Source organism: Nocardiopsis deserti, assembly GCF_008638355.1.
GTDB classification, from domain to species: Bacteria; Actinomycetota; Actinomycetes; order Streptosporangiales; family Streptosporangiaceae; genus Nocardiopsis; species Nocardiopsis alborubida.
The window spans coordinates 20091-40042 of record NZ_VWVS01000013.1 but is presented as its reverse complement, the minus strand read 5'-3'; the positions used below and the strand labels follow the sequence as shown (position 1 = coordinate 40042).

The window sequence follows — 19952 nt, the reverse complement described above, 5'->3', positions numbered from 1 at the left end:
GTCGTCGCCATGTGACCTACTCTTGTTCGAGCGCGTCGTTGGCCGCCTGGTCCACCGCCTCCAGGGCTGCGTCGGGCTCCTCCTGTCCCCGGAAGGCCGGGTGCAGGCTGTCCTGCACGGCCAGGGACAGCGAGTTGTAGCCGGGCACCGGCGGGCGGGCCTGGGCCTGGGCGAGGATGTCGCCGAGCATCTGGAAGTCGGGGTCGTCGGTGTTCTCGTAGGCGCTCGCCATGGTCGGCGGCAGGCTGTTCTGGAGCAGGATGTCCTGCGCCTCGGGGTCGGTGGCCGCCCACAGGACGAACTCGCGGGCCAGCTCCTTGCTGTCGCTCAGCGTGCTGACCGCGTTGTTGAGCCCGCCCAGCGCGCTGGTGGTGCCCTCACCGCTGAAGGTGGGCAGCGGGGCGACCGCGAAGTCGTCCGCGACCGCGCTCTCCTCGTCTCCCTCGCCCGCCAGGAGCGGGATGGCGTAGGGCCAGTTGCGCATGTAGACGGCTTCGCCCGCCTGGAACAGGGCGCGCGCGTCGTCCTCGACCATGGTGTCGAAGCCGTCGGCGTAGAACCCGCTCTCGTAGGCCTCGGTCATGAAGTCCAGGGCCGTGGTGGCGGCGTCGCCCTCCAGGAAGGTGCTCTGCTCCTGGGCGTCGTCGAACAGCTGGCCGCCCGCGGACCAGTACATCTCCAGGTAGTTGACGACGAAGCCCTCGTACTGGTCGCCCTGGCCGACGTAGGCGGAGATGCCCTCCTCCTCGGCGGCCGCCATGCCGGTGTCGTAGAGCTCCTCCCAGGTCGTGGGCGGCTCCTCGATGAGGTCGGTGCGGTAGTAGAGGAACGCGCCGTTGGAGGAGTAGGGCAGTGCGTACAGCTCCTGCTGCCACTGGGAGCTGTCGACGGCTCCCTCCAGGCTGACGCCCTCGACCTCCCCGCGCAGGTCCTCCAGGCTCTCGATGTAGCCGTACTCGGCGAACTCACCGGTCCAGATGACGTCCAGACCCAGGACGTCGAACTCCCCCGCCTGGTTCTGTAGGTCCTGGAACATGGCCTGGCGCTGCTCGTCGGCGGTGGGTGCCAGGAAGAAGATGTCGACCTGCTGGTCGGGGTTGTTCTCGTTCCACAGGCGCGCGACCTCCTCGTGGATCGCGCGGTCAGCCCCGGTGACCGCCCAGACGAACGCCGGGTCCTCGGCGAGGCCCGCGGTCTCGCCGCCCTCACCCGCGGTCTCCTCCCCCGGGGGTTCGCCGCACGCGGTGGCCAGGGTGAGGCTCAGTGCGGCGAGCCCGGCAGCGCATGCGCGCACCGTGTACCTCTTCTGGTGTGAATGCACTGGCATGGCTCTCTCTCCTTCCGCGCCGGGTGGGTGTCCGGGCGCGCGGCGTCGAGTGTGTGCTGGGTCATCCCCCCGTGGTCGTGCGCAAACGATGCCACCGAGTATGTGACCTAGTCAACAGAGAATGCGTCTCGATATACGTCATGCGCGGAAAGGGACGGCGTGCCGTCCGAATGTCCTGCTGAAAACGTTGCCATAACCCGGGTCGCACTCCTACCGTGGACGGCATGTCCAGCCAACCCGCGAGCATGCGGGACGTCGCCCATCGAGCGGGGGTCTCCCTCTCGACGGTCTCCCGTGTGCTGCGCGGAGCCCCCGGGGTCGCCCCGGAGGTTCGCCAGCGCGTCCAGCGCGCCGCGGACGAGCTGGCCTACGTGGTCTCGCGCAACGCCTCGGGCCTGGTCACCGGCCGCACGGGGCGGGTCGCGGTGGTCGTGCCCTTCCTCCAGCCGTGGTTCTTCGGGGTGGTCCTGGCGGGGATCAGCGACGCGCTGCGCGATGCGGACCTGGACATGCTCGTCTACCAGGTCGGCGAGACGCGGGCCCGGCAGGGATGGACGCGGGCGCTGCCGCTGCGGCGCAACACCGACGCCGTGGTCACCGTGTCCATGGACCTGTCCGAGGAGGAGTGCCACCGGCTGGACGACGTGGGCGTGCCCGTGGTGCTGGTCGGGCAGAGGGTTCCGGGTCGGGCCAGCGTGTACATCGACGACCGGGCCGGCGCCGCGGGGGCCACCCGGCACCTGCTCAACCTGGGGCACACCCGCGTGGCCTACATCGCCTCCCGGTCCGGGACCTGGTCCAGCACCAGCTCACGGCACCGGCTGGAGGGGCACGAGGCGGCCATGGCGGAGGCCGGGCTGTCACCGCGGAGCGTGGCCAAGGCCACCGGGCACACCGGCGGCGAGCTGGCCATGGGCGAACTGCTGTCGGACCACGACCCGCCCACGGCCGTGCTGGCGGAGTTCGACGACATCGCGCTGGGCGCGTACCGCACGCTGCGCCGCTCGGGCGTGCGCGTGCCGGACTCGATCTCCCTCATGGGCTTCGACAACCACGACACCGCGGCGGTGATGGACCTGACCACCGTCGACCAGGCTCCCTACGACACCGGACTGACCGCGGGTCGGCTCACCGTGGACGTCCTCGGCGGGACGGCCGGGCGCCTCCAGGTGGAGATGCCCACCCAGCTCATCCTGAGGCAGTCCACCGCCGCGCCCCGGGGCACGCGCGGCCTGTTCTCATGACCCAACACCGGGGGGAACCAATATGCAGCAGTGGTGGCGCGACGCGGTCCTGTACCAGGTCTACCCGCGCAGCTTCGCCGACGCCGACGGGGACGGGACCGGTGACATCGCGGGGATCACCGCGCGCCTGGGCCACGTCGCCGACCTGGGCGCGGACGGGATCTGGCTGTCGCCGTTCTACACCTCCCCGTGGGCGGACGGCGGTTACGACGTGGCCGACTTCCGCGACGTGGACCCGCGCCTGGGCACCCTGGAGGACTTCGACGCGATGGTGGCGGCCGCGCACGCGCTGGGCCTGCGGGTGATGGTCGACATCGTGCCCAACCACACCTCCGAGGAGCACCCGTGGTTCCGGGAGGCGCTGGAGGCCGCTCCCGGATCGCCCGAGCGGGAGCTGTACGTGTTCCGCGACGGGCGGGGCGCGGACGGCGAGCTGCCGCCGACCAACTGGCGGTCGACGTTCGGCGGCCCGGCGTGGACCCGCGCGGCGGACGGGCAGTGGTACCTGCACATGTTCGCGCCCGAGCAGCCGGACCTGAACTGGGACGATCCGCGGGTGCGCGAGGAGTTCCGCGGCATCCTGCGGTTCTGGAGCGGACGCGGGGTGGACGGATTCCGGATCGACGTGGCGTACGCGCTGGTCAAGGACCTGGAAGAGCCGCTGCGCGACCTGGTGCTGGTGGAGGGCGGCCGGTTCGAGGACATCGCGGCCAACCCGGACCACCCGTTCCTGGACCGGCCCGAGGTGCACGAGGTGTACCGGGACTGGCGGCGGGTGCTGGCCGAGTTCGATCCGCCCCGGGTCACGGTGGGCGAGGTGTGGCTGCCCGGTGACCGGCGGGTGCTGTACACGCGCCCGGACGAGCTGGACCAGGCGTTCAACTTCGACTTCCTGCTGACCTCGTGGGACGCCGACGCCTACCGGAGGGTGATCGACTCCTCGATCGCCGACGCCGCGCGGGTGGGAACGGTGCCCACGTGGGTGACCGGCAACCACGACGTGGTGCGCCCGGTGTCGGTGCTGGGCCTGCCTCCGGGCACCGACCAGGGGGCGTGGCTGCTCTCCGACGGGCGCGATCCGGAGCCGGACCTGGAGCTGGGCACGCGGCGAGCGCGGGCGCTGGCCCTGCTGGAGCTGTCGCTGCCGGGGTCGGCGTACGTGTACCAGGGCGAGGAACTGGGGCTGCCGGAGGTGGCGGACCTGCCCGCGCAGGCGCTGGAGGACCCGCGGTGGGTGCGCAGCGGGCACACCGACAAGGGCCGGGACGGGTGCCGGGTGCCGCTGCCGTGGACGGTGGAGGGGGCGTCGTACGGGTTCGGCGGAGGGAGCGCTCCGTGGCTGCCCCAGCCCGAGGGGTGGGGCCGGTGGTCGGTGCAGGCCCAGACCGACGATCCCGGATCCGTGCTCTCCCTGTACCGCCGGGCTCTGGCGCACCGCGGGGAGTTCTCCTCGGACGAGACCCTGACCTGGGACGACACGCTTAACCGGGGCCCGGTGCTGGCCTACTGGCGGGGCGAGGACGTGTTGGTGCTGGTCAACACGGGCGAGGAGGCGGTGGAGCTGCCGCCGGGCCGGGTGCTGGTGGCCAGCGCGGAGCTGGACGGGCGGCTCCCGGGGAACGCGGCGGTGTGGCTGCGCCGCTGACCCCGACCACGACCTCTGAGGCGAAGCCTCGCGTTGCGGGAAAGCGCCCCACCCACCCCAACGATGCCCGCGACCCCGACCACAGGGGGGTACCTCGGGGGGTTCGGGGGGTCTCCCCCCGGCAAACACGAAGGGCGACCCGGCGAGCGCGTTCACGCGCGAGCAGGGTCGCCCTGAGTCCGTGGAGCTATGGGGATTCGAACCCCAGACCTCCTCCATGCCATGGAGGCGCGCTACCAACTGCGCCATAGCCCCTCAAGGGAGTCGATCGGACCCGTTGGGGTCCTGCCGACTCCCTGAACCATAGCGGAATCCGGCCCGAACGTCGAAACGGTTTACGCGTCGTCGCTGAGCACGACCGGCTCGGGGAGGCTGGCCGCGTTGTGCTCCATGAGCCGCCACTGCCCCCGGCGTTCCTGGAGCACCGACCAGCAGCAGTTGCTGATCGGTCCCAGGACCTCGCGCTGCTCGTCGGGGATCCCCAGCATCCGGGCGATCCCCACCCTGAGGGCGGCACCGTGGCTGACCACGACGAGCAGCCCCCCGGACGGGGTCTTGCCCAGCCCCCGCTCGACGGCGGCGCGCATCCGGTCACCGACCTCGGCGATGGCCTCGCCGTCGGGGATGGCCATCCGCGCGTGTTCGACCGGCCAGCGCGCGGACAGCTCCGCCCCGGTCAGCCCCTCCCAGGAGCCGCCGAAGCGCTCACGCAGCCCCTCGTCGAACTCCACGGACACCCCGGAGGCCCGGGAGAGGTATCCGGCGGTGTCGGCGGCCCTGGTCAGGTCGGAGGCGACGATGACGTCGGGGTTCATCGAGGCGAGCAGCTCCCCCGCTCGCCTGGCCTGGGCGTGGCCGACCGGATCGAGTGCGATGTCGGTCTGCCCCTGGAAACGGTTCTCGACGTTCCAGGACGTGCGTCCGTGCCGCCAGAACAGTACACGGGGGGTGTCGCTCACGTGGTGTGTCTCTCCGCTCGGAGTGTGGTCGGTGTCAGAGCTCGTCCAGCGGCGTGCGCTCGGCACCGCGCGCGCCCTCGGGCAGGTCGATCTCGGGGCAGTCCTTCCACAGCCGTTCGAGGCCGTAGTAGCCGCGCTCCTCCTCGTGCTGGATGTGCACGACGATGTCGGCGTAGTCCAGCAGGACCCAGCGACCGTCACGCTCGCCCTCGCGCCGGACCGGCTTGGCCCCGGACTGGAGGCGGAGCTGGTCCTCGACCTCGTCGACGATCGCGCGGACCTGCCGGTCGTTGGGGGCCGAACACAGAACGAAGGCCTCGGTGATGACCAGCTGCTCGCTGACGTCGTAGGCGATGATCTCCTGGGCGAGCTTGTCGGAGGCGGCTTCCGCCGCGACCCTGACCAGCTCCAGTGCCCTGTCGGTGGCTGTCACGTTGTGCTTGCTGCCTTTCAGCTCTCTAGGTAGAGCCCGGTCTTGTTGATGTAGCGGACGATGCCGTCGGGGACCAGGTACCAGATGGGTTCGCCCTTGCGGACGCGTTCCCGGCACTCGGTCGAGGAGATGGCCAGCGCGGGGACCTCCACCAGGGAGACCTTGCCCTCGGGCAGTCCGGTGTCACTGAGGTGGTGACCGGGCCGGTTACAGCCTACGAAATGCGCGAGCTCGAAGAGTTCGTCGACGTTGTGCCAGCTCAGGATGGCGCCCAGCGCGTCCGCTCCGGTGATGAAGTACAGCTCCACGTCGGGGCCGTACTTGGCGCGCATCTCGCGCAGCGTGTCGAGGGTGTAGGTGGGCCCCAGGCGGTCGATCTCGATGCGGTCCACCCGGAACTGGGGGTTCTCGGCGGTGGCGATGACCGTCATCAGGTAGCGGTCCTCGGAGGGCGTCACCTTGGCCAGGTCCTTCTGCCAGGGCTGGCCGGTGGGGACGAACACCACCTCGTCGAGCCCGAAGAGGTGGGCGACCTCACTGGCCGCCACGAGGTGGCCGTGGTGGATGGGGTCGAAGGTGCCGCCCATGATGCCGACCTTGGTCGGACCGGTTCCTCCCCGGGGCGCGGGGGAGTCCTCGTTGCGGGATGCGTCGGAAGCTGCGTGCGCCACTGTGCGCTCCGTTTCGCCGTGGACGTTGCCGTTGCCGGGATCGGCCAACCGAGATTAGCCGACGGAGGGCACCACCGCTGTCCTCTTCCTCCCTTTTGGTCCTTGCACTGGGACAACGAACGCGGTGCCGGGTTCCTTCCCCGGGCATGTCGGCGACGCCCGGAGATCGCGTCATATCTCGAAGCCGGAAACCGTGGCCAAGCGCGGGCACGGCGCATAGCATGCCGATATGGCCAACACACCAGACCGCGTCCGCGTCCGGCTCTCCGAGATCTCGCCCCGTGCCTACGAGCACCCCGCCGACCGTGGCGCCCTGGTCGCGCTGCGCTCGCTGCGCGGGTTCGACGAGGTGTTCAAGCGCCTGTCGGGGCTGTTCAACGAGCGCGCCCTGCGACTGATGTTCCTGTCCAGCGCCGTCCGGGTCGGACCCACCCAGTTCCCTCACGTGTACGACTACGTGCGCGACGCCGCCTACGTCCTGGACATGGACGAGGTCCCCGAGCTCTACATCCAGATGAACCCGAAGCCGAACGCCATGGCGATCGGCAGCAACCGCCCGTTCATCGTGATGACCACGGGCCTGTTCGACCTGCTGGACGCCGAGGAGCAGCGCTTCGTCATCGGCCACGAGGTCGGCCACATCCTCAGCGGCCACGCCGTCTACCGCACCATGCTGCTGGCCCTGATCCGGCTGGCCACCCGCGTGGCGTGGGTGCCGCTGGGCTTCATCGGCATCCAGGCCATCGTGGCCGCGCTGGAGGAGTGGTACCGCAAGTCCGAGCTGTCCTGCGACCGCGCCGGGATCCTCGCCAGCCAGAACCCCGAGGCGGGCAAGCGCGCCCTGATGAAGCTGGCGGGCGGCTCCAAGCTCGTGGAGATGAACCCCGACGCCTTCCTGGAGCAGGCCCGCGAGTACGAGTCCGGAGGCGACGCCCGTGACAGCCTCATCAAGCTGATCAGCCTGGTCGGGCAGACGCACCCGTTCGCGGTGGTGCGCCTGGCCGAGCTGCACCGGTGGATCGAGGACGGCTCCTACCAGCGCATCGTCGACGGCGACTACCCGCGCCGCTCCACCGACCGCGACGCCAGGGTGGGCGAGGAGGCGCGCAAGGCCGCCAACTCCTACAAGGAGTCCTGGAACCGCACGGGCGACCCGCTGCTGGGCACCCTGCGCGACGTCGCGGGCAGCGCGGCCAGCGCGGGCGGCAAGATCTTCGACACCGTCGCCGACCGGTGGCGCAACGGCTCCTCCCGCACCAGCCAGGGCTCGGACGCCTCCTCCTGACCGGAACCCGTCGGGGGCACGCGCCCCCGGAAGCCTGGTGCCGGTCCCCGTGCGGGGAAGCCGGTGCCCCGCCGCGAGGGGCGGCCCGTGGACGCGGGCCGTCCCTCGGGTGTGTCCGGCGGGCACACGCCCTCACACGCGGCTCGGCCGAGCACCGGAACCCGCCCGTCGCGGCGTGTGGCCACGCCCTGGCGCTTCTCCGGATCCGCTCCCGCTCTTGGACCACGCGAACGGGTCCCCGGACACGACACGCCCTCGCACGCGTGCGGCTCAGAGCCCCAGAGCGTCACCGCGCGGGAGCTGACCTCCCCGACCCTCGCACGCGTGCGGCTCAGCGCCGGTCGGCGAGGTAGGCGCGCACCCTCCGCCAGGCGGGGTGGGCGGGGTCGATGACCGCGAAGTGGTCGGCCCCGGCCGGCTCGTGGTGGTCCACGGTGTCCCCCGCGGCGCGCGCGGCGGCCACGTAGTCGCGGCTGTGGACGACCGGGACGCGCTGGTCGGCGTCGCCGTGCACGATCAGCTGGGGCACCCCCAACGGCACGCGCAGCAGCGGCGAACTGGCGGCGTACACCCGCGCGGAGGGGTCGGAGCCGAGGAACGGCTCCACGGCGCCCTCACCCAGGCCCTCCCGGGCACAGCGCTCGGTGTCGGTGACGGGCGCGAGGGCGACCACGGCGCGCACGGGAGTGCGGGGGTGGAGCGCGTTGAGCAGGGCCAGATGCCCGCCCGCCGAGTGGCCGACGGACACCGTGCGGGACAGGTCGTAGCGGCCGGGCTCACGGGCCGCGGCCTCGACGAGCGCCTCCAGGGCTCGGTCGACGTCGTCGAGCGTCTGCGGCCAGCCGCCCCCGCCGCCACCGGTGCGGCGGTACTCCACGTTCCACACCGCCCACCCGGCGGCGGCCAGGTCGCGGGCCAGCGGGTCCATGAGTCCGGCGCCGAACCCGTCGCGCCACCAGCCTCCGTGCAGCAGTGCGGCTACGGGCGCGGGTGCGTCCGCGCCGCCCCGCGGTTCCCACAGGTGCGCGATCTGGCTGGGATGGTCTCCGTAGGCCACGGTGGTCGGCACGCGTCGCTCCTCGTCGTCGGTCCGGCTTCCCGCGGACGGTAACAGCCCCCGTCCACCGCGCCCCGCGACGTGTCCCACCATGCGCCCGCGCCGTGAGGCAGGCACGCCCCGGCGGGGCGTGCCTGCCTCACGGCAGCGCCAACGGCGGGGCCGTCGGTGCTGTCGGGCGTCCGGGAGTGACCGGGAGCAGGTCCTAGAAGGCGGGACCGGCGGCCATGGCCTCGTCGATGGTCGTGGAGCGGGCCTCCTCGACCTCCTCGGCGAGGTCGTCCTCGTGGGCCTCGAACTCCTCGACCACGGCGGTGGAGAAGCTGCGCAGGGCGATCTCCTCGGTGAGGATGTCACCGCGGACGCGGTTGTTCTCACCGATCTGGGCGGTCGGGCTGTTGGCGGAGGTGGACAGGTCACCGCCGACGATGTTGTTGTCGATGTAGACGCCGCCGCTGACGCCGGTGACGCTCAGGTCGCCGTCGACGTAGTTGACGGAGGAGCAGAAGCCCTCCTGCTCCCCGGCGCCGACCGCGACCGGACCCGCGCCGCCGCTGTAGGTGGCCGCGCCGATCACCTCGCTGTCGCAGAGGATGCCGCCGCTGGCGGGGTTGTTGACGGTCAGGGCGCCGCGCACCACGGAGTCGTAGATGTCGGCGTACTCGACACCGTCGGCCTTGACGGCGCCGCCGATGCGCGAGCCAGAGACGTAGACGGCGCCGACCTCGGCGTTGATGCTGCGGACGGAGGAGTCCACCACGTAGGCGAAGCCGTCGGTGTTGCCGCCGTCGACCGGGACGGCACGCAGGGCCGCGCCCGTGGAGCTGTTCTCCAGGTAGGTGCCGTAGGAACCGCGGTTGACCACGCGGTCACCGACGGAGCTCTCCTGGGAGTCGAAGTAGGCGTCCTGCTGGACGGTCACCTTCCCCTCGATCTCACCGCCGATGATGTGCAGGTTGGCACCCTGTCGAACGGTGACGTCGCCCTGGATGACCGTGCCGTCCAGGAAGCAGCTCTTGCCGGCGGGGACCGCGAGGTCCGTGGGCAGGGTGATGGCACCGCCGTGGCCCGAGCAGACGGTGACCAGGTCAGCCTGGGCGGGGGCGGCCATCAGCGTGACACCACCGACGGCCAGGGCGGTCGTGGCGATGGCAGCGACCTTGCTCCGGAGCTTCATTCGGGGGATTCCTTTCGTTGTGACCGTGGGGGGGCGACACTCCGAGCGATGCGGAGGCGCGCCGTGAGACACCACAGTGAAATTACCGACCAGCCGTCGCTTTGGGAATACGTGCTAGACGAAGATTCGCTTCTGTCCAGGTTTCCAACGGGAAAACGCTCCAGATGCCAACGGCCCCCCGGGCCCCGCCCGTCACTCTCGGTTCCGTACCGAACACATGCGTGCGACCGGCGCCGCGGACGGCACCGTGTGGTGTACGGCTTCTCGCTGTCCGGGGGCCGCACACTCGCGGGCGGCCCCCGACACGTGCGGCTATCTGAGGTGTCCGTCCCCGGTGACCACGTACTTGGTGGAGGTCATCTCCGTGAGGCCCATCGGACCTCTGGCGTGCAGCTTCTGGGTGGAGATGCCGATCTCGGCGCCGAAGCCGAACTCGCCGCCGTCGGTGAACCTCGTGGAGGCGTTGACCATGACCGCGGCGGAGTCGACCCGGGAGACGAAGTACCGGGAGGCCTTCAGCGAGTCGGTGACGATGGCCTCGGTGTGCTGGGTGGAGTACCTGCGGATGTGGGCGAGCGCCTCGTCGATGGTGGACACCACGCGCACGGCCAGGTCCATGGACAGGTACTCGGTCGCCCAGTCCTCCTCCGTGGCCTCGACCACCCGGGCCCCGGTCGGGCGTGCGGCGGCGGCCTCCAGCACCCGGGGGTCGCCGTGCACGGTCACACCGCTCTCGCCGAGCGCCTCCAGCACGCGCGGCAGGAACTCCTCGGCGACGGCCTCGTGCACCAGCAGGGTCTCGGCGGAGTTGCACACCGAGCAGCGCTGCGCCTTGGCGTTGGTGGCGATGGCCACGGCCTTGTCGAGGTCGGCGTCGGCGTCCACGTAGACGTGGCACAGGCCCTCACCGGTCTCGATGACCGGCACGGTGGAGTCGCGCACCACGGCCTGGATGAGGGAGCCGCCGCCGCGCGGGATGAGCACGTCCACCAGGCCGCGCGCCCGCATGAGCGCGGTGGAGGACTCGCGGGTGCGGCCGGGCACCATCTGGACGGCGTCCACCGGGACCCCGGTGCCCTCCAGGGCGTCCCGCAGGACCCCGACGATGGCGGTGTTGGAGGAGTAGGCCGAGGAGGAGCCGCGCAGCAGGGCGGCGTTGCCGCTCTTGAGGCACAGGGCGGCGGCGTCCACGGTGACGTTGGGACGGCCCTCGTAGATGATGCCGATGACACCGAGCGGCACCCGGATCTGGCGCAGGTCCAGGCCGTTGGGCAGCACGGACCCGCGCACGGACTCGCCCACCGGGTCGGGGAGCTCGACGATCTCGCGGACGGCCTCGGCGATGGCCTCGATCCGCTGCGGGGTGAGGGTGAGCCGGTCGACCATGGCCGGGCTGGTGCCCTCGTCACGGGCCCGCGCCACGTCCTCGGCGTTGGCCGCGGTGATCTCGTCGGACCGCTTGACCAGGGCGTCGGCGATCGCCAGCAGTGCGGCGTCCTTGACCGCCCGGCTGAGCGGGGCGAGGTCGGCCGCCGCGTCCCTGGCCCGCCCGGCTACCGCGTGGACCTCGCGCTCGATGTCACTCATGGTGCTCTCTCTTGGTTGGGAGGCCATCCCGGCGTACCCGCCCTGCGGCGTCGAAGGGTCTCAGGGGCATGCGCCGGGGTGAACACTTCCAGCGTATAGCGCCGCGCGGTCGTCGACGCGGTCGTCCACAGGCAGGATCCGGCGCGCTCCGCCGGAGCGGTGCGGCCCCCGCCCGCCGCGCGCCCCGGGCACGCCCGCCCTCCCCTGCGCTCAGCTCCACCCGTAGCGGGCGCGCAGGACGTCGGCGACCATCCAGAACAGCTCCTCGTCCATGACGGCCGCCTCGCGGCGGATGTCGTCCTCGTCGAACTCGAAGAGCCGGTCCGCACGCACGTAGGAGTCGCGCTGCTCGCGGTCCCAGGGACCCGAGCCGATGGGCAGCCAGTCCTGGCGCTCCCACTCGTCGGGGCGTTGGGAGGACAGCATCAGCCCGTGCAGCCGCCTGCCCCGGCGGCCGACCACCAGCAGAGGGCGGTCCTTGCCCTGCCCCGGGTCCTCCTGGTAGGGAACCCACGTCCACACGATCTCGCCCGCGTCGGCGAGGCCGTCGCGCTCGGGCGCGTAGACGAGCCTGGTGGCGCTGGCGGCGGTGGGGATCTCACGGACCTCGCCCCGATGGGGGTGGTCCTCGCTTCGGCGCGTCGTTCGTTCGCTCACGTCCGCATCCTAGGGCGTGTGCGGTGGACGCCGCCCGTCACGCGGCGGGGTACGTGCGCGCCGGGCACCTCCCGGTCCCACGGGGCTTCGCCCTCCCGCTCCCGCGGCTCCGTCGGCCCCGCCCGGGAGGTCTCACAGGTCCTGGACGGTGCCGATGATCCGCGCCCGCGCCCGGCTGCCCTCGGGAACCGGGACCAGCGGGTAGACGTGGAAGGCCCCCTCCTCCTCGTGCAGGTCCACCTCTCCCCCGGCCCGCGCGACGAGCGCGTGCAGGCGCCGGGTGTCGGGCAGGAACACGTCGCGGGTACCGATGTAGAGGTCCATGGGCGGCAGGCCGGAGAGCACGCCGTTGACGGGGCTGAGCCGGGGCAGGGACAGGTCGTCGCCGTCCGCCCACACCTTGGCGGCCTCCTTGAGGCCGACCGGGCTGAGCCAGGGGTCCCTGCCCTCCACCTCGGCGATGTCGGGGTTGGACATGGTCAGGTCCGTCCACGGGGAGACCAGGATGAGCCGCGCGGGCTGGGGCAGGCCCTCCTCCGGCAGCGTCTGTGCGAGGGCGAGCGCCAGCCCCGCCCCGGCCGAGTCCCCCGCGAACACCGTGCGCTCGGGCACGACGTGCTCCAGCAGGTCGCGGTACACGGCGTGGAGGAAGCCGAACGCCTCGCGGTAGGTGTGCTGGGGCGCCAGCCCGTAGACGGGCACCTCCACCCGGCAGCCCACGTCCGCCATGCGCGAGATCAGGACCCAGTGCCACGGGGAGATCTCACTGATGTAGGAGCCCCCGTGCACGTACAGGACCGCCTTGTCGGGCTCCTCCTCCCGGTCCCGGGCGAGGACCGTGTAGCTCGTGAAGCCCCCCACCTCGCGCCGGGTGGTCTCGTGGCGCTTGGCGACCCAGAGCGGTGGCTCGGGGTCGTCCTTGGCCTCGTCGATGCGCTCCCGCGCACCCTCCACGGTCTCCATGGGGCGCTTGCGCGCCACCCGGAACGCCACCGCGAGCATTCTCGCCACCAGACTAGGCATGGGTGTCTTCACTCTCCTCGGGGGGTTTCCCCGACATTGCCACAGAGGTGTCGCGGCGGGACGGGACCGCGGCTGTCCGGGAAACGCGGCCTAGAGCACGACGAGGTCGTCCCGGTGCACCAGCTCGCGCTCGTAGGAGGGGCCCATCTCCCGGGCCAGCCACCGGGTGGACCGACCCATCAGGTCGGGCACCTCGGCGGCGTCGTAGTTGACCAGTCCGCGCGCGACGACGGTGCCGTCCTCTCCGCACAGGTCCACCGGGTCGCCCGCGTTGAAGTCGCCCGTCACCCTCACCACACCGGCCGGGAGCAGGGACGCCTTCTCCCGCACCACCGCAGTGACCGCGCCGGGGTCCAGGACCAGGCTGCCCCGGCCCGCTGTGGCGTGCGCCAGCCAGAGCTGGCGGGCCGAGGGCCGGCGTCCGCGCCCCGGGGCGAACAGGGTGCCCGCGGGCCCGCCCTCCAGGGCCGTGCGGGCGTTCGCGGCGGAGGTCAGCAGGGTGTACACGCCGGCCTCCGTGGCGATCCGCGCCGACGCCACCTTGGTGACCATCCCGCCCGTGCCCACGCCCCGTCCGCCCGCACTGCCGATGTCGATCCCGTCCAGGTCGGCCGGGCCGCGCACGAGGCTGACCACCGACGACCCCGGGTCGGAGGGGTTGCCGTCGTACAGGGCGTCCACGTCCGAGAGCAGCACCAGCGCGTCGGCGCGCATCAGGTGCGCCACCAGGGCCGCCAGACGGTCGTTGTCGCCGAACCGCAGCTCGTGCGTGGCCACGGTGTCGTTCTCGTTGACGATGGGCAGGGCGCCGATGTCCAGCAGGCGGCGCAGTGTGCGCTGGGCGTTGCGGTGCTGCACCCGCCGCATCATGTCCTCGACCGTGAGCAGGACCTGAGCCGCGGTGAGGCCGTGCCCGGCCAGCTCGGCCGTGTACGCGGCCAGCAGCAGCCCCTGGCCCACGCTGGCCGCGGCCTGCTGGGAGGCCAGGTCACGGGGCCTGCGGACCATGCCGAGCGGGGTCATCCCCGCCGCGACCGCCCCGGAGGAGACCAGGATGACCTCCTGGCCCGCGGCGCGGCGGTCCGCCAGCACCCGGACCAGGTCGCGGATGCGGCAGGAGTCGATCCTGCCGTCGGGTGTGGTCAGGGACGACGATCCCACCTTCACCACGACCCGGCGCGCGGCGGCCACCGCCGCGCGCCCGGAGGCCTCCAGGGAGTCGGTCTGTTCGAGTCCTGCGCTGTGCACCGTGTGGGACTTTCCATCCAGTGGCGCGGCACCGGGCGCCGCGCTCGTACCTGTCGGCCGGGCCGCCGGTCCCCGCGCGGGTCAGCCCAGCCGGGTGTCGGACCCGCGCGGGCCGGACGGGACGACCTCGGCGTCCATGGAGGGGTCCCAGTCGAAGACCACGGAGTCCTCCTCGGTTCCGATGTGCACCTCGGCGCCCTCGGTGGCGCCCGCCTTGGCCAGCTCGGCCTCGATGCCGAGGCGGTTGAGGCGCTCGGCGAGGTAGCCCACGGCCTCGTCGTTGGCGAAGTCGGTCTGGCGCACCCAGCGGGCGGGCTTGTCGCCGCGCACCTGGAAGGCGTTGCCGCCCAGCGGTACCACCTGGAAGGGCACGTCGCCGATGGCCTGCGGGCGGATCACGACCCGGGTGGGTTCGGCGGGCGGTGCGGCCTGGCGGGCCGCGGCCACCTGCTCGCCCAGGGCGAAGGACAGCTCGCGCAGTCCCTCGCGGGAGGCCGCGGAGACCTCCAGGACGCGGTAGCCGCGCTCGACCAGCATCGGGGTGACCAGCTCGGCGAGCTCGCGGGCCTCGGGGACGTCCACCTTGTTCAGGGCGACCAGGCGCGGCCGGTCGGACAGGTCCACTCCGGTGCTGCGGCCGTAGGCGGACAGCTCCGCCTCCAGGGCCTCCAGGTCGCTGACCGGGTCGCGGCCCTGCTCGTAGGTGGCGCAGTCCAGCACGTGCAGGAGGGTGGAGCAGCGCTCGATGTGGCGCAGGAACTCCAGGCCCAGTCCCTTGCCGTCGCTGGCGCCGGGGATGAGGCCGGGCACGTCGGCGATGACGTACTGGACGTTGCCCGCCTCCACCACGCCCAGGTTGGGCACCAGGGTGGTGAACGGGTAGTCGGCGATCTTGGGGCGGGCCGCGGACATGGCGGCGATCAGGGACGACTTGCCCGCGCTGGGGAAGCCGACCAGGCCGACGTCGGCGATGGTCTTCATCTCCAGGCGCACGTCGAAGCCCTGGCCCTCCTCGCCCTTGAGGGCGAAGCCGGGGGCCTTGCGCCGCTTGGTGGCCAGCGCCGCGTTGCCCAGGCCGCCGTGGCCGCCCTCGGCGAGCACCAGCCGGGTGCCGTGGCCGACCAGGTCGGCGATGACCTCGCCGTCCACACGGGTGACCACGGTGCCGTCGGGCACCTTGAGGACCAGGTCCTCGCCCTTGGCCCCGGCGCGGTGGCCGCCCTGGCCGGGCGTGCCGTTGCTGGCGGCGCGGTGCGGGCGGCGCTGGTAGTCCAGCAGGGTCGCGGTCTGGGTGTCGACCTCCAGGACGACGTCCCCGCCGTGGCCGCCGTTGCCGCCGTCCGGACCGCCCAGCGGCTTGAACTTCTCCCGGTGCACGGAGGCGCAGCCATGCCCGCCGTTCCCGGCCTTGACGTGCAAGACCGCCTCGTCGACGAAGTCAGGCATAGCTCTCCCCGTTACTCTCCGGCCCCCGGGCGGGGACCTGGACACACACGCGTCATCCAGTGACAACGCGAGGGGCGGGCCAGTGTTCCCTGGCCCGCCCTGTACAACGTCCGCGCGCGAACCTACTCGGCGGCGACGGGAACGATGTTGACGGCCTTGCGGCCGCGGAAGTTGCCGAACTTGACCTGACCGGCGACCAGCGCGAACAGCGTGTCGTCGCCACCGCGGCCGACGTTGGCGCCGGGGTGGAACTTGGTGCCGCGCTGACGGATCAGGATCTCACCAGCCGAGACGCTCTGGCCGCCGAAGCGCTTGACGCCGAGGCGCTGAGCGTTCGAGTCACGACCGTTACGGCTGGACGAAGCGCCCTTCTTATGTGCCATTTCTTCCAGGCCTCCTACTTCGCCGCGATGCCGGTGACCCGCACCTGGGTGTGCTTCTGGCGGTGACCCTGGCGCTTCTTGTAACCGGTCTTGTTCTTGTACTTCAGGATGTTGATCTTGGGGCCCTTGGTCTCACCGAGGATCTCGGCGCTGACCGTGTAGCCGCTCAGCTTGTCGCCGTCGCTGATGACGTTGTCACCGTCGACGACGAGGATGGGCTGCCATGTGATGGTGGCGCCGGTCTCGTCGGAGACCTTGTCGATGTTCAGGACGTCATCGACAGACACCTTCTCCTGTCGGCCGCCCGCTCGCACGATCGCGTACACCGGGTAACTCTCTTCCTGCTCGCTCAACGAATAATGCTCGGGACCATCCCCGAGACATGAGCCCGGGGTCCGGGTCCGGCCGCACCTGTGCCCAGATCGGCCGGGAGGCTCATCCCCGTGTGGGCGGGGAGGGGCCTCGTTCCACGATCCACTGATCGCCTGTAGCGGGGCGCGGGGATCCGAGGGAAACAAACCCTGCGTGGAGAGCACTTCGGTGTCGGGGCGCGCGATTGTGGTGGAGCGCGCCGACGCACCGTCCCTCAGATTACCATCGGCCCGCCACGGGCCTGTACACGCGCCGTGGTCCGGACCGGACTTCTCCGGCCCGGACCACGGCGGGGCTACCGCCCCTGACTCAGCCCGCGTCCACGGCGGTCGGCGGGGTGGCCGCCGCCCTGGTGCGCCGGGTGCGGCGACGCTTGGGCCGCTCGGCGGCCTCGTCGTCACCGGCCTCGGCGGGCGTCTCGGCGGCGTTCGCGTCCGCCTCGGCGGGGACGCTCTCACCGCCCGCTGCCTCGGCCTCACCGGTGTCGGCCGCCGTGCGGGCGGTACGACGGGTGGTGGTGCGCCGGGCGCGGGTCTTCTTGGCCGGGGCCTCCTCGGGGGCCTCCGCGGCCTCCACCGCCTCAGGAGCCTCCTCGGCGGCGGTGATCTCCTCCTGCTCCTCCGCCACGGCCTCGGCCTTGCGGGAGCGGGAGGCCCGCTTACGGGTCTTCTTGGCGGGCTCTGAGGCCGGAGCCTCGGTGGCCGGCGGGACCTCGGTGGCCTCCTCGGGCCGCGCCGTGTCGGCCTCGGCGGACTTCCCGGAGTCCTTGCCCGTCTTCACGGCCTTGTCGGCCTTCTCGGGCTTGTCAGCCTTCTCGGGCTTGTCGGAGGACGGCTTCTCTGCCTTCTCCGGCTTCTCGGCGGCCTGGTCGGACTCGCCCTTGCCCTTCTTCTTCTTGCGGCCGTTGCCGTTGCCGCCGCCCTTGCCCTCGACCGGGTCGCTGGCGACCACCAGGCCGCGGCCGTTGCAGTGCTCGCAGCTGTGCGAGAACGCCTCCAGCAGGCCCTGGCCGACCCGCTTGCGGGTCATCTGGACCAGGCCCAGCGAGGTCACCTCGGCCACCTGGTGCTTGGTGCGGTCGCGGGAGAGGCACTCCAGCATGCGCCGCAGCACCAGGTCGCGGTTGGACTCCAGGACCATGTCGATGAAGTCGATGACGATGATGCCGCCGATGTCGCGCAACCGGAGCTGGCGGACGATCTCCTCGGCCGCCTCCAGGTTGTTCTTGGTGACCGTCTCCTCCAGGTTGCCGCCCTGGCCGGTGAACTTGCCGGTGTTGACGTCGACCACGGTCATGGCCTCGGTGCGGTCGATGACCAGCGAGCCGCCGCTGGGCAGCCAGACCTTGCGCTCCAGGGCCTTGTTGATCTGCTCGTCGATGCGGTAGGCGGCGAAGACGTCGCGGTCCTCGCTCCAGTGCGAGAGGCGCTCGGCGAGGTTGGGAGCCACGTAGTCCACGTACTCGTGGACGGTGGTCCAGGCCTCCTCACCGGATACGACGAGGCTGGAGAAGTCCTCGTTGAACACGTCGCGCACGACCCGCACCGTCAGGTCGGGCTCGCTGTTGAGCAGCGACGGGGCGTTGGCCGACTTGGACTTGCGCTTGATGGAGTCCCACTGCTTGGCGAGACGGTTGATGTCGCGCTCCAGCTCCTCCTCGCTGGCGCCCTCGGCGGCCGTGCGCACGATGACACCCGCGCCGGAGGGCATGACCTTCTTGAGGATCTGCTTGAGGCGCGCGCGCTCCTTGTCGGGGAGCTTGCGGCTGATGCCGGTCATCGAACCGCCGGGCACGTACACGAGGTAGCGGCCGGGCAGACTGATCTGGCTGGTCAGGCGGGCGCCCTTGTGGCCGACGGGGTCCTTGGTGACCTGCACCAGGACCGACTGGCCGGACTTGAGCACCGACTCGATGCGCTTGGGCTGGCCGTCCAGGCCGAAGGAGTCCCAGTTGACCTCGCCCGCGTACAGGACGGCGTTGCGGCCCTTGCCGATGTCGACGAACGCGGCCTCCATCGAGGGCAGCACGTTCTGCACCCGGCCCAGGTACACGTTGCCCACGTAGGAGCGGTGCGTGGCCCGGTCGACGTAGTGCTCGACGAGGATGTCGTCCTCGAGGACGGCGATCTGGGTGCGGTCCTCGACGCGGCGCACCACCAGGTCCCGCTTGACCGACTCGCGCCGGGCCAGGAACTCCGACTCGGTGACGATGGGGGCGCGGCGGCGGCCCTGCTCGCGGCCCTCGCGGCGGCGCTGCTTCTTGGCCTCCAGCCGGGTGGAGCCGCGGACCGCCTGGACCTCGTCCTCGATCGGCTTCTCCTGGCGGGGCTCGCGCACCCGGACCACGGTGTTGGGCGGGTCGTCCGCGGTGGCCTCGGGGCCGTCTCCCCCGCCGGAGCGGCGGCGACGGCGGCGACGGCGACGGCTGCTGCGGTCATCGGACTCGGCGGCCTCGTCGGCCGCGTCGTCGTCCTCGCCCCGGTCCTTGTCCCCGCGCTGCTCAGCCCTGTCCTCCGCGGGCTCCGGGGCCTCGGCTGCCTCGTCCTCGTCCGCACGGGAGCGGCCGCGTCCCCGGCCTCCGCGGCGGCGGCGCCGACGGCTGGGGCGGTCGTCGTCCCCGTCGCCGGTCTCCTCGGCGCCGGTGGCCTGGGCGGTCTCCTCCTCCTCGGACTCCTCGTCCCCGTCCTCGTCGGCCTCCGCCGCGGCGGTGCTGCGAGCGGGCACGGGGGCGGCGCTGGCCACCGGGGGCTGGAAGAGCATGGAGGGGGCCTGGAAGACGTTGCCGCCGCCCGCCTCCACGGTCTCCTCGTCCTTGTCGGCCGCCTTGTCGACGGCCTCGGAGGGTGCGGGCCCGGCGGTCTCCACGGCCGCGGCGGAGCGGGTGCGCGCACGGCCGCGGCTCCTGGGCGTGGAGGGGGCGGTGTCCTCTGTGGCGGGGACGGAGGCCCGGGTGCGGGTGCGGCGTGGCGCGGTGTCCTCGTCAGCGGAGGCGCGGGCGCGGCGCGGCGCGGCGTCCTCGTCGGGACGGCCCGCGGCGCGCACGGTGCGCCTGCGCGAGGTGGTGGCCACCGAGGTCTTGACCGTGCCTCCCTCACCGGACCCGGCGAGGGAGGTGACGGGTGCGGAGGGGGGAGTGAAGACGTCGTCGGGTTCGGGGGGTGGTCCGGCGGCGCGGCGGACACCCTTGGCGGGTGCGGGCGTGGTCACGCGCACCTCGCCGCCCCCCGCGGGGGGCGCCGCCGCCGTGTTGTTGGTTGTTTCAGTTGTACCCGCGGTGCCGTCGGCACCGTTGTTGGGCTCGTTGTCGAGCATCCGGGCGGTCTCCCGTCAGAGTCCTCGGGCGCGCCGCGACCTCTCGGTCGGCGGCGCGGCTCACGAGAACTGTCGTCGCTGTGTCAGCGCCGGCGGCGCCGAGGCGCCGTCGGGGCAAAGTCCTGT

At 72.1% G+C, this 19952-nt stretch carries 17 protein-coding genes and 1 tRNA gene; 3 read left to right on the top strand and 15 right to left on the bottom strand.

Annotated features, from left to right (window positions below; all coding sequences use genetic code 11):
• Positions 1-16: 16 nt before the first annotated feature.
• Positions 17-1327, bottom strand: coding sequence for an ABC transporter substrate-binding protein (locus FYW99_RS17010; RefSeq protein ID WP_190394698.1), 1311 nt, complete (start codon positions 1325-1327; stop codon positions 17-19).
• Positions 1328-1551: 224 nt separating this feature from the next.
• Between FYW99_RS17010 and FYW99_RS17005 the strand changes: the two genes are divergently transcribed.
• Both FYW99_RS17005 and FYW99_RS17000 read left to right on the top strand, forming a co-directional pair.
• A complete protein-coding gene (locus FYW99_RS17005) occupies positions 1552-2571 on the top strand; it encodes a LacI family DNA-binding transcriptional regulator (protein WP_190394697.1) in 1020 nt (339 codons plus the stop codon).
• A 22-nt stretch (positions 2572-2593) separates the two neighbouring features.
• On the top strand, positions 2594-4216 hold the full coding sequence (locus FYW99_RS17000; protein ID WP_150253023.1) for a glycoside hydrolase family 13 protein: 1623 nt from the start codon (positions 2594-2596) through the stop codon (positions 4214-4216).
• Positions 4217-4398: 182 nt separating this feature from the next.
• Here FYW99_RS17000 and FYW99_RS16995 read toward each other — a convergent pair.
• The 4 genes from FYW99_RS16995 to nadD all read right to left on the bottom strand — a co-directional run bounded on the left by FYW99_RS16995 (position 4399) and on the right by nadD (position 6279).
• A tRNA-Ala gene (locus FYW99_RS16995) sits at positions 4399-4471 on the bottom strand.
• A gap of 80 nt (positions 4472-4551) precedes the next feature.
• Positions 4552-5175: a histidine phosphatase family protein gene (locus tag FYW99_RS16990; protein ID WP_150253022.1), complete on the bottom strand. Its 624-nt coding sequence runs from the start codon at positions 5173-5175 to the stop codon at positions 4552-4554.
• A 34-nt stretch (positions 5176-5209) separates the two neighbouring features.
• Complete coding sequence (gene rsfS, locus FYW99_RS16985; RefSeq protein ID WP_150253021.1) at positions 5210-5608, bottom strand: ribosome silencing factor; 399 nt, start codon at positions 5606-5608, stop codon at positions 5210-5212.
• A 17-nt stretch (positions 5609-5625) separates the two neighbouring features.
• Positions 5626-6279: a nicotinate-nucleotide adenylyltransferase gene (nadD, locus tag FYW99_RS16980; RefSeq protein WP_263364073.1), complete on the bottom strand. Its 654-nt coding sequence runs from the start codon at positions 6277-6279 to the stop codon at positions 5626-5628.
• A gap of 229 nt (positions 6280-6508) precedes the next feature.
• On the opposite strand from nadD, the gene FYW99_RS16975 reads away from it, so the two are divergent.
• The gene (locus tag FYW99_RS16975) at positions 6509-7564 is read left to right on the top strand and encodes a M48 family metallopeptidase (protein WP_150253020.1); all 1056 of its coding nucleotides are present in this window, start codon (positions 6509-6511) and stop codon (positions 7562-7564) included.
• A gap of 331 nt (positions 7565-7895) precedes the next feature.
• On the opposite strand, the gene FYW99_RS16970 is transcribed toward FYW99_RS16975, so the two are convergent.
• The 10 genes from FYW99_RS16970 to FYW99_RS16925 all read right to left on the bottom strand — a co-directional run bounded on the left by FYW99_RS16970 (position 7896) and on the right by FYW99_RS16925 (position 19826).
• A complete protein-coding gene (locus FYW99_RS16970) occupies positions 7896-8633 on the bottom strand; it encodes an alpha/beta hydrolase family protein (RefSeq protein WP_150253019.1) in 738 nt (245 codons plus the stop codon).
• Between the two features lie 193 nt (positions 8634-8826).
• Positions 8827-9798 (bottom strand): hypothetical protein, encoded by a 972-nt coding sequence (locus FYW99_RS16965; protein WP_150253018.1) that lies wholly within the window; start codon positions 9796-9798, stop codon positions 8827-8829.
• A 312-nt stretch (positions 9799-10110) separates the two neighbouring features.
• Positions 10111-11385: a glutamate-5-semialdehyde dehydrogenase gene (locus tag FYW99_RS16960; RefSeq protein WP_150253017.1), complete on the bottom strand. Its 1275-nt coding sequence runs from the start codon at positions 11383-11385 to the stop codon at positions 10111-10113.
• A gap of 210 nt (positions 11386-11595) precedes the next feature.
• Positions 11596-12042, bottom strand: coding sequence for a type II toxin-antitoxin system PemK/MazF family toxin (locus FYW99_RS16955; RefSeq protein ID WP_150253016.1), 447 nt, complete (start codon positions 12040-12042; stop codon positions 11596-11598).
• A gap of 132 nt (positions 12043-12174) precedes the next feature.
• Positions 12175-13065 carry an alpha/beta hydrolase fold domain-containing protein gene (locus FYW99_RS16950; protein ID WP_190394696.1) on the bottom strand — a complete coding sequence of 297 codons (891 nt, stop codon included), beginning with the start codon at positions 13063-13065 and terminating at the stop codon, positions 12175-12177.
• A 90-nt stretch (positions 13066-13155) separates the two neighbouring features.
• Positions 13156-14313 (bottom strand): glutamate 5-kinase, encoded by a 1158-nt coding sequence (gene proB, locus FYW99_RS16945; protein ID WP_150253015.1) that lies wholly within the window; start codon positions 14311-14313, stop codon positions 13156-13158.
• Positions 14314-14394: 81 nt separating this feature from the next.
• Positions 14395-15759: a GTPase ObgE gene (obgE, locus tag FYW99_RS16940; RefSeq protein WP_150253014.1), complete on the bottom strand. Its 1365-nt coding sequence runs from the start codon at positions 15757-15759 to the stop codon at positions 14395-14397.
• Positions 15760-15881: 122 nt separating this feature from the next.
• Positions 15882-16142, bottom strand: coding sequence for a 50S ribosomal protein L27 (rpmA, locus tag FYW99_RS16935; protein ID WP_150253013.1), 261 nt, complete (start codon positions 16140-16142; stop codon positions 15882-15884).
• A gap of 14 nt (positions 16143-16156) precedes the next feature.
• Positions 16157-16468, bottom strand: coding sequence for a 50S ribosomal protein L21 (gene rplU, locus FYW99_RS16930; protein ID WP_017568486.1), 312 nt, complete (start codon positions 16466-16468; stop codon positions 16157-16159).
• 355 nt (positions 16469-16823) lie between these two features.
• Positions 16824-19826 (bottom strand): Rne/Rng family ribonuclease, encoded by a 3003-nt coding sequence (locus FYW99_RS16925; RefSeq protein WP_150253012.1) that lies wholly within the window; start codon positions 19824-19826, stop codon positions 16824-16826.
• Between the last annotated feature and the right edge of the window lie 126 nt (positions 19827-19952).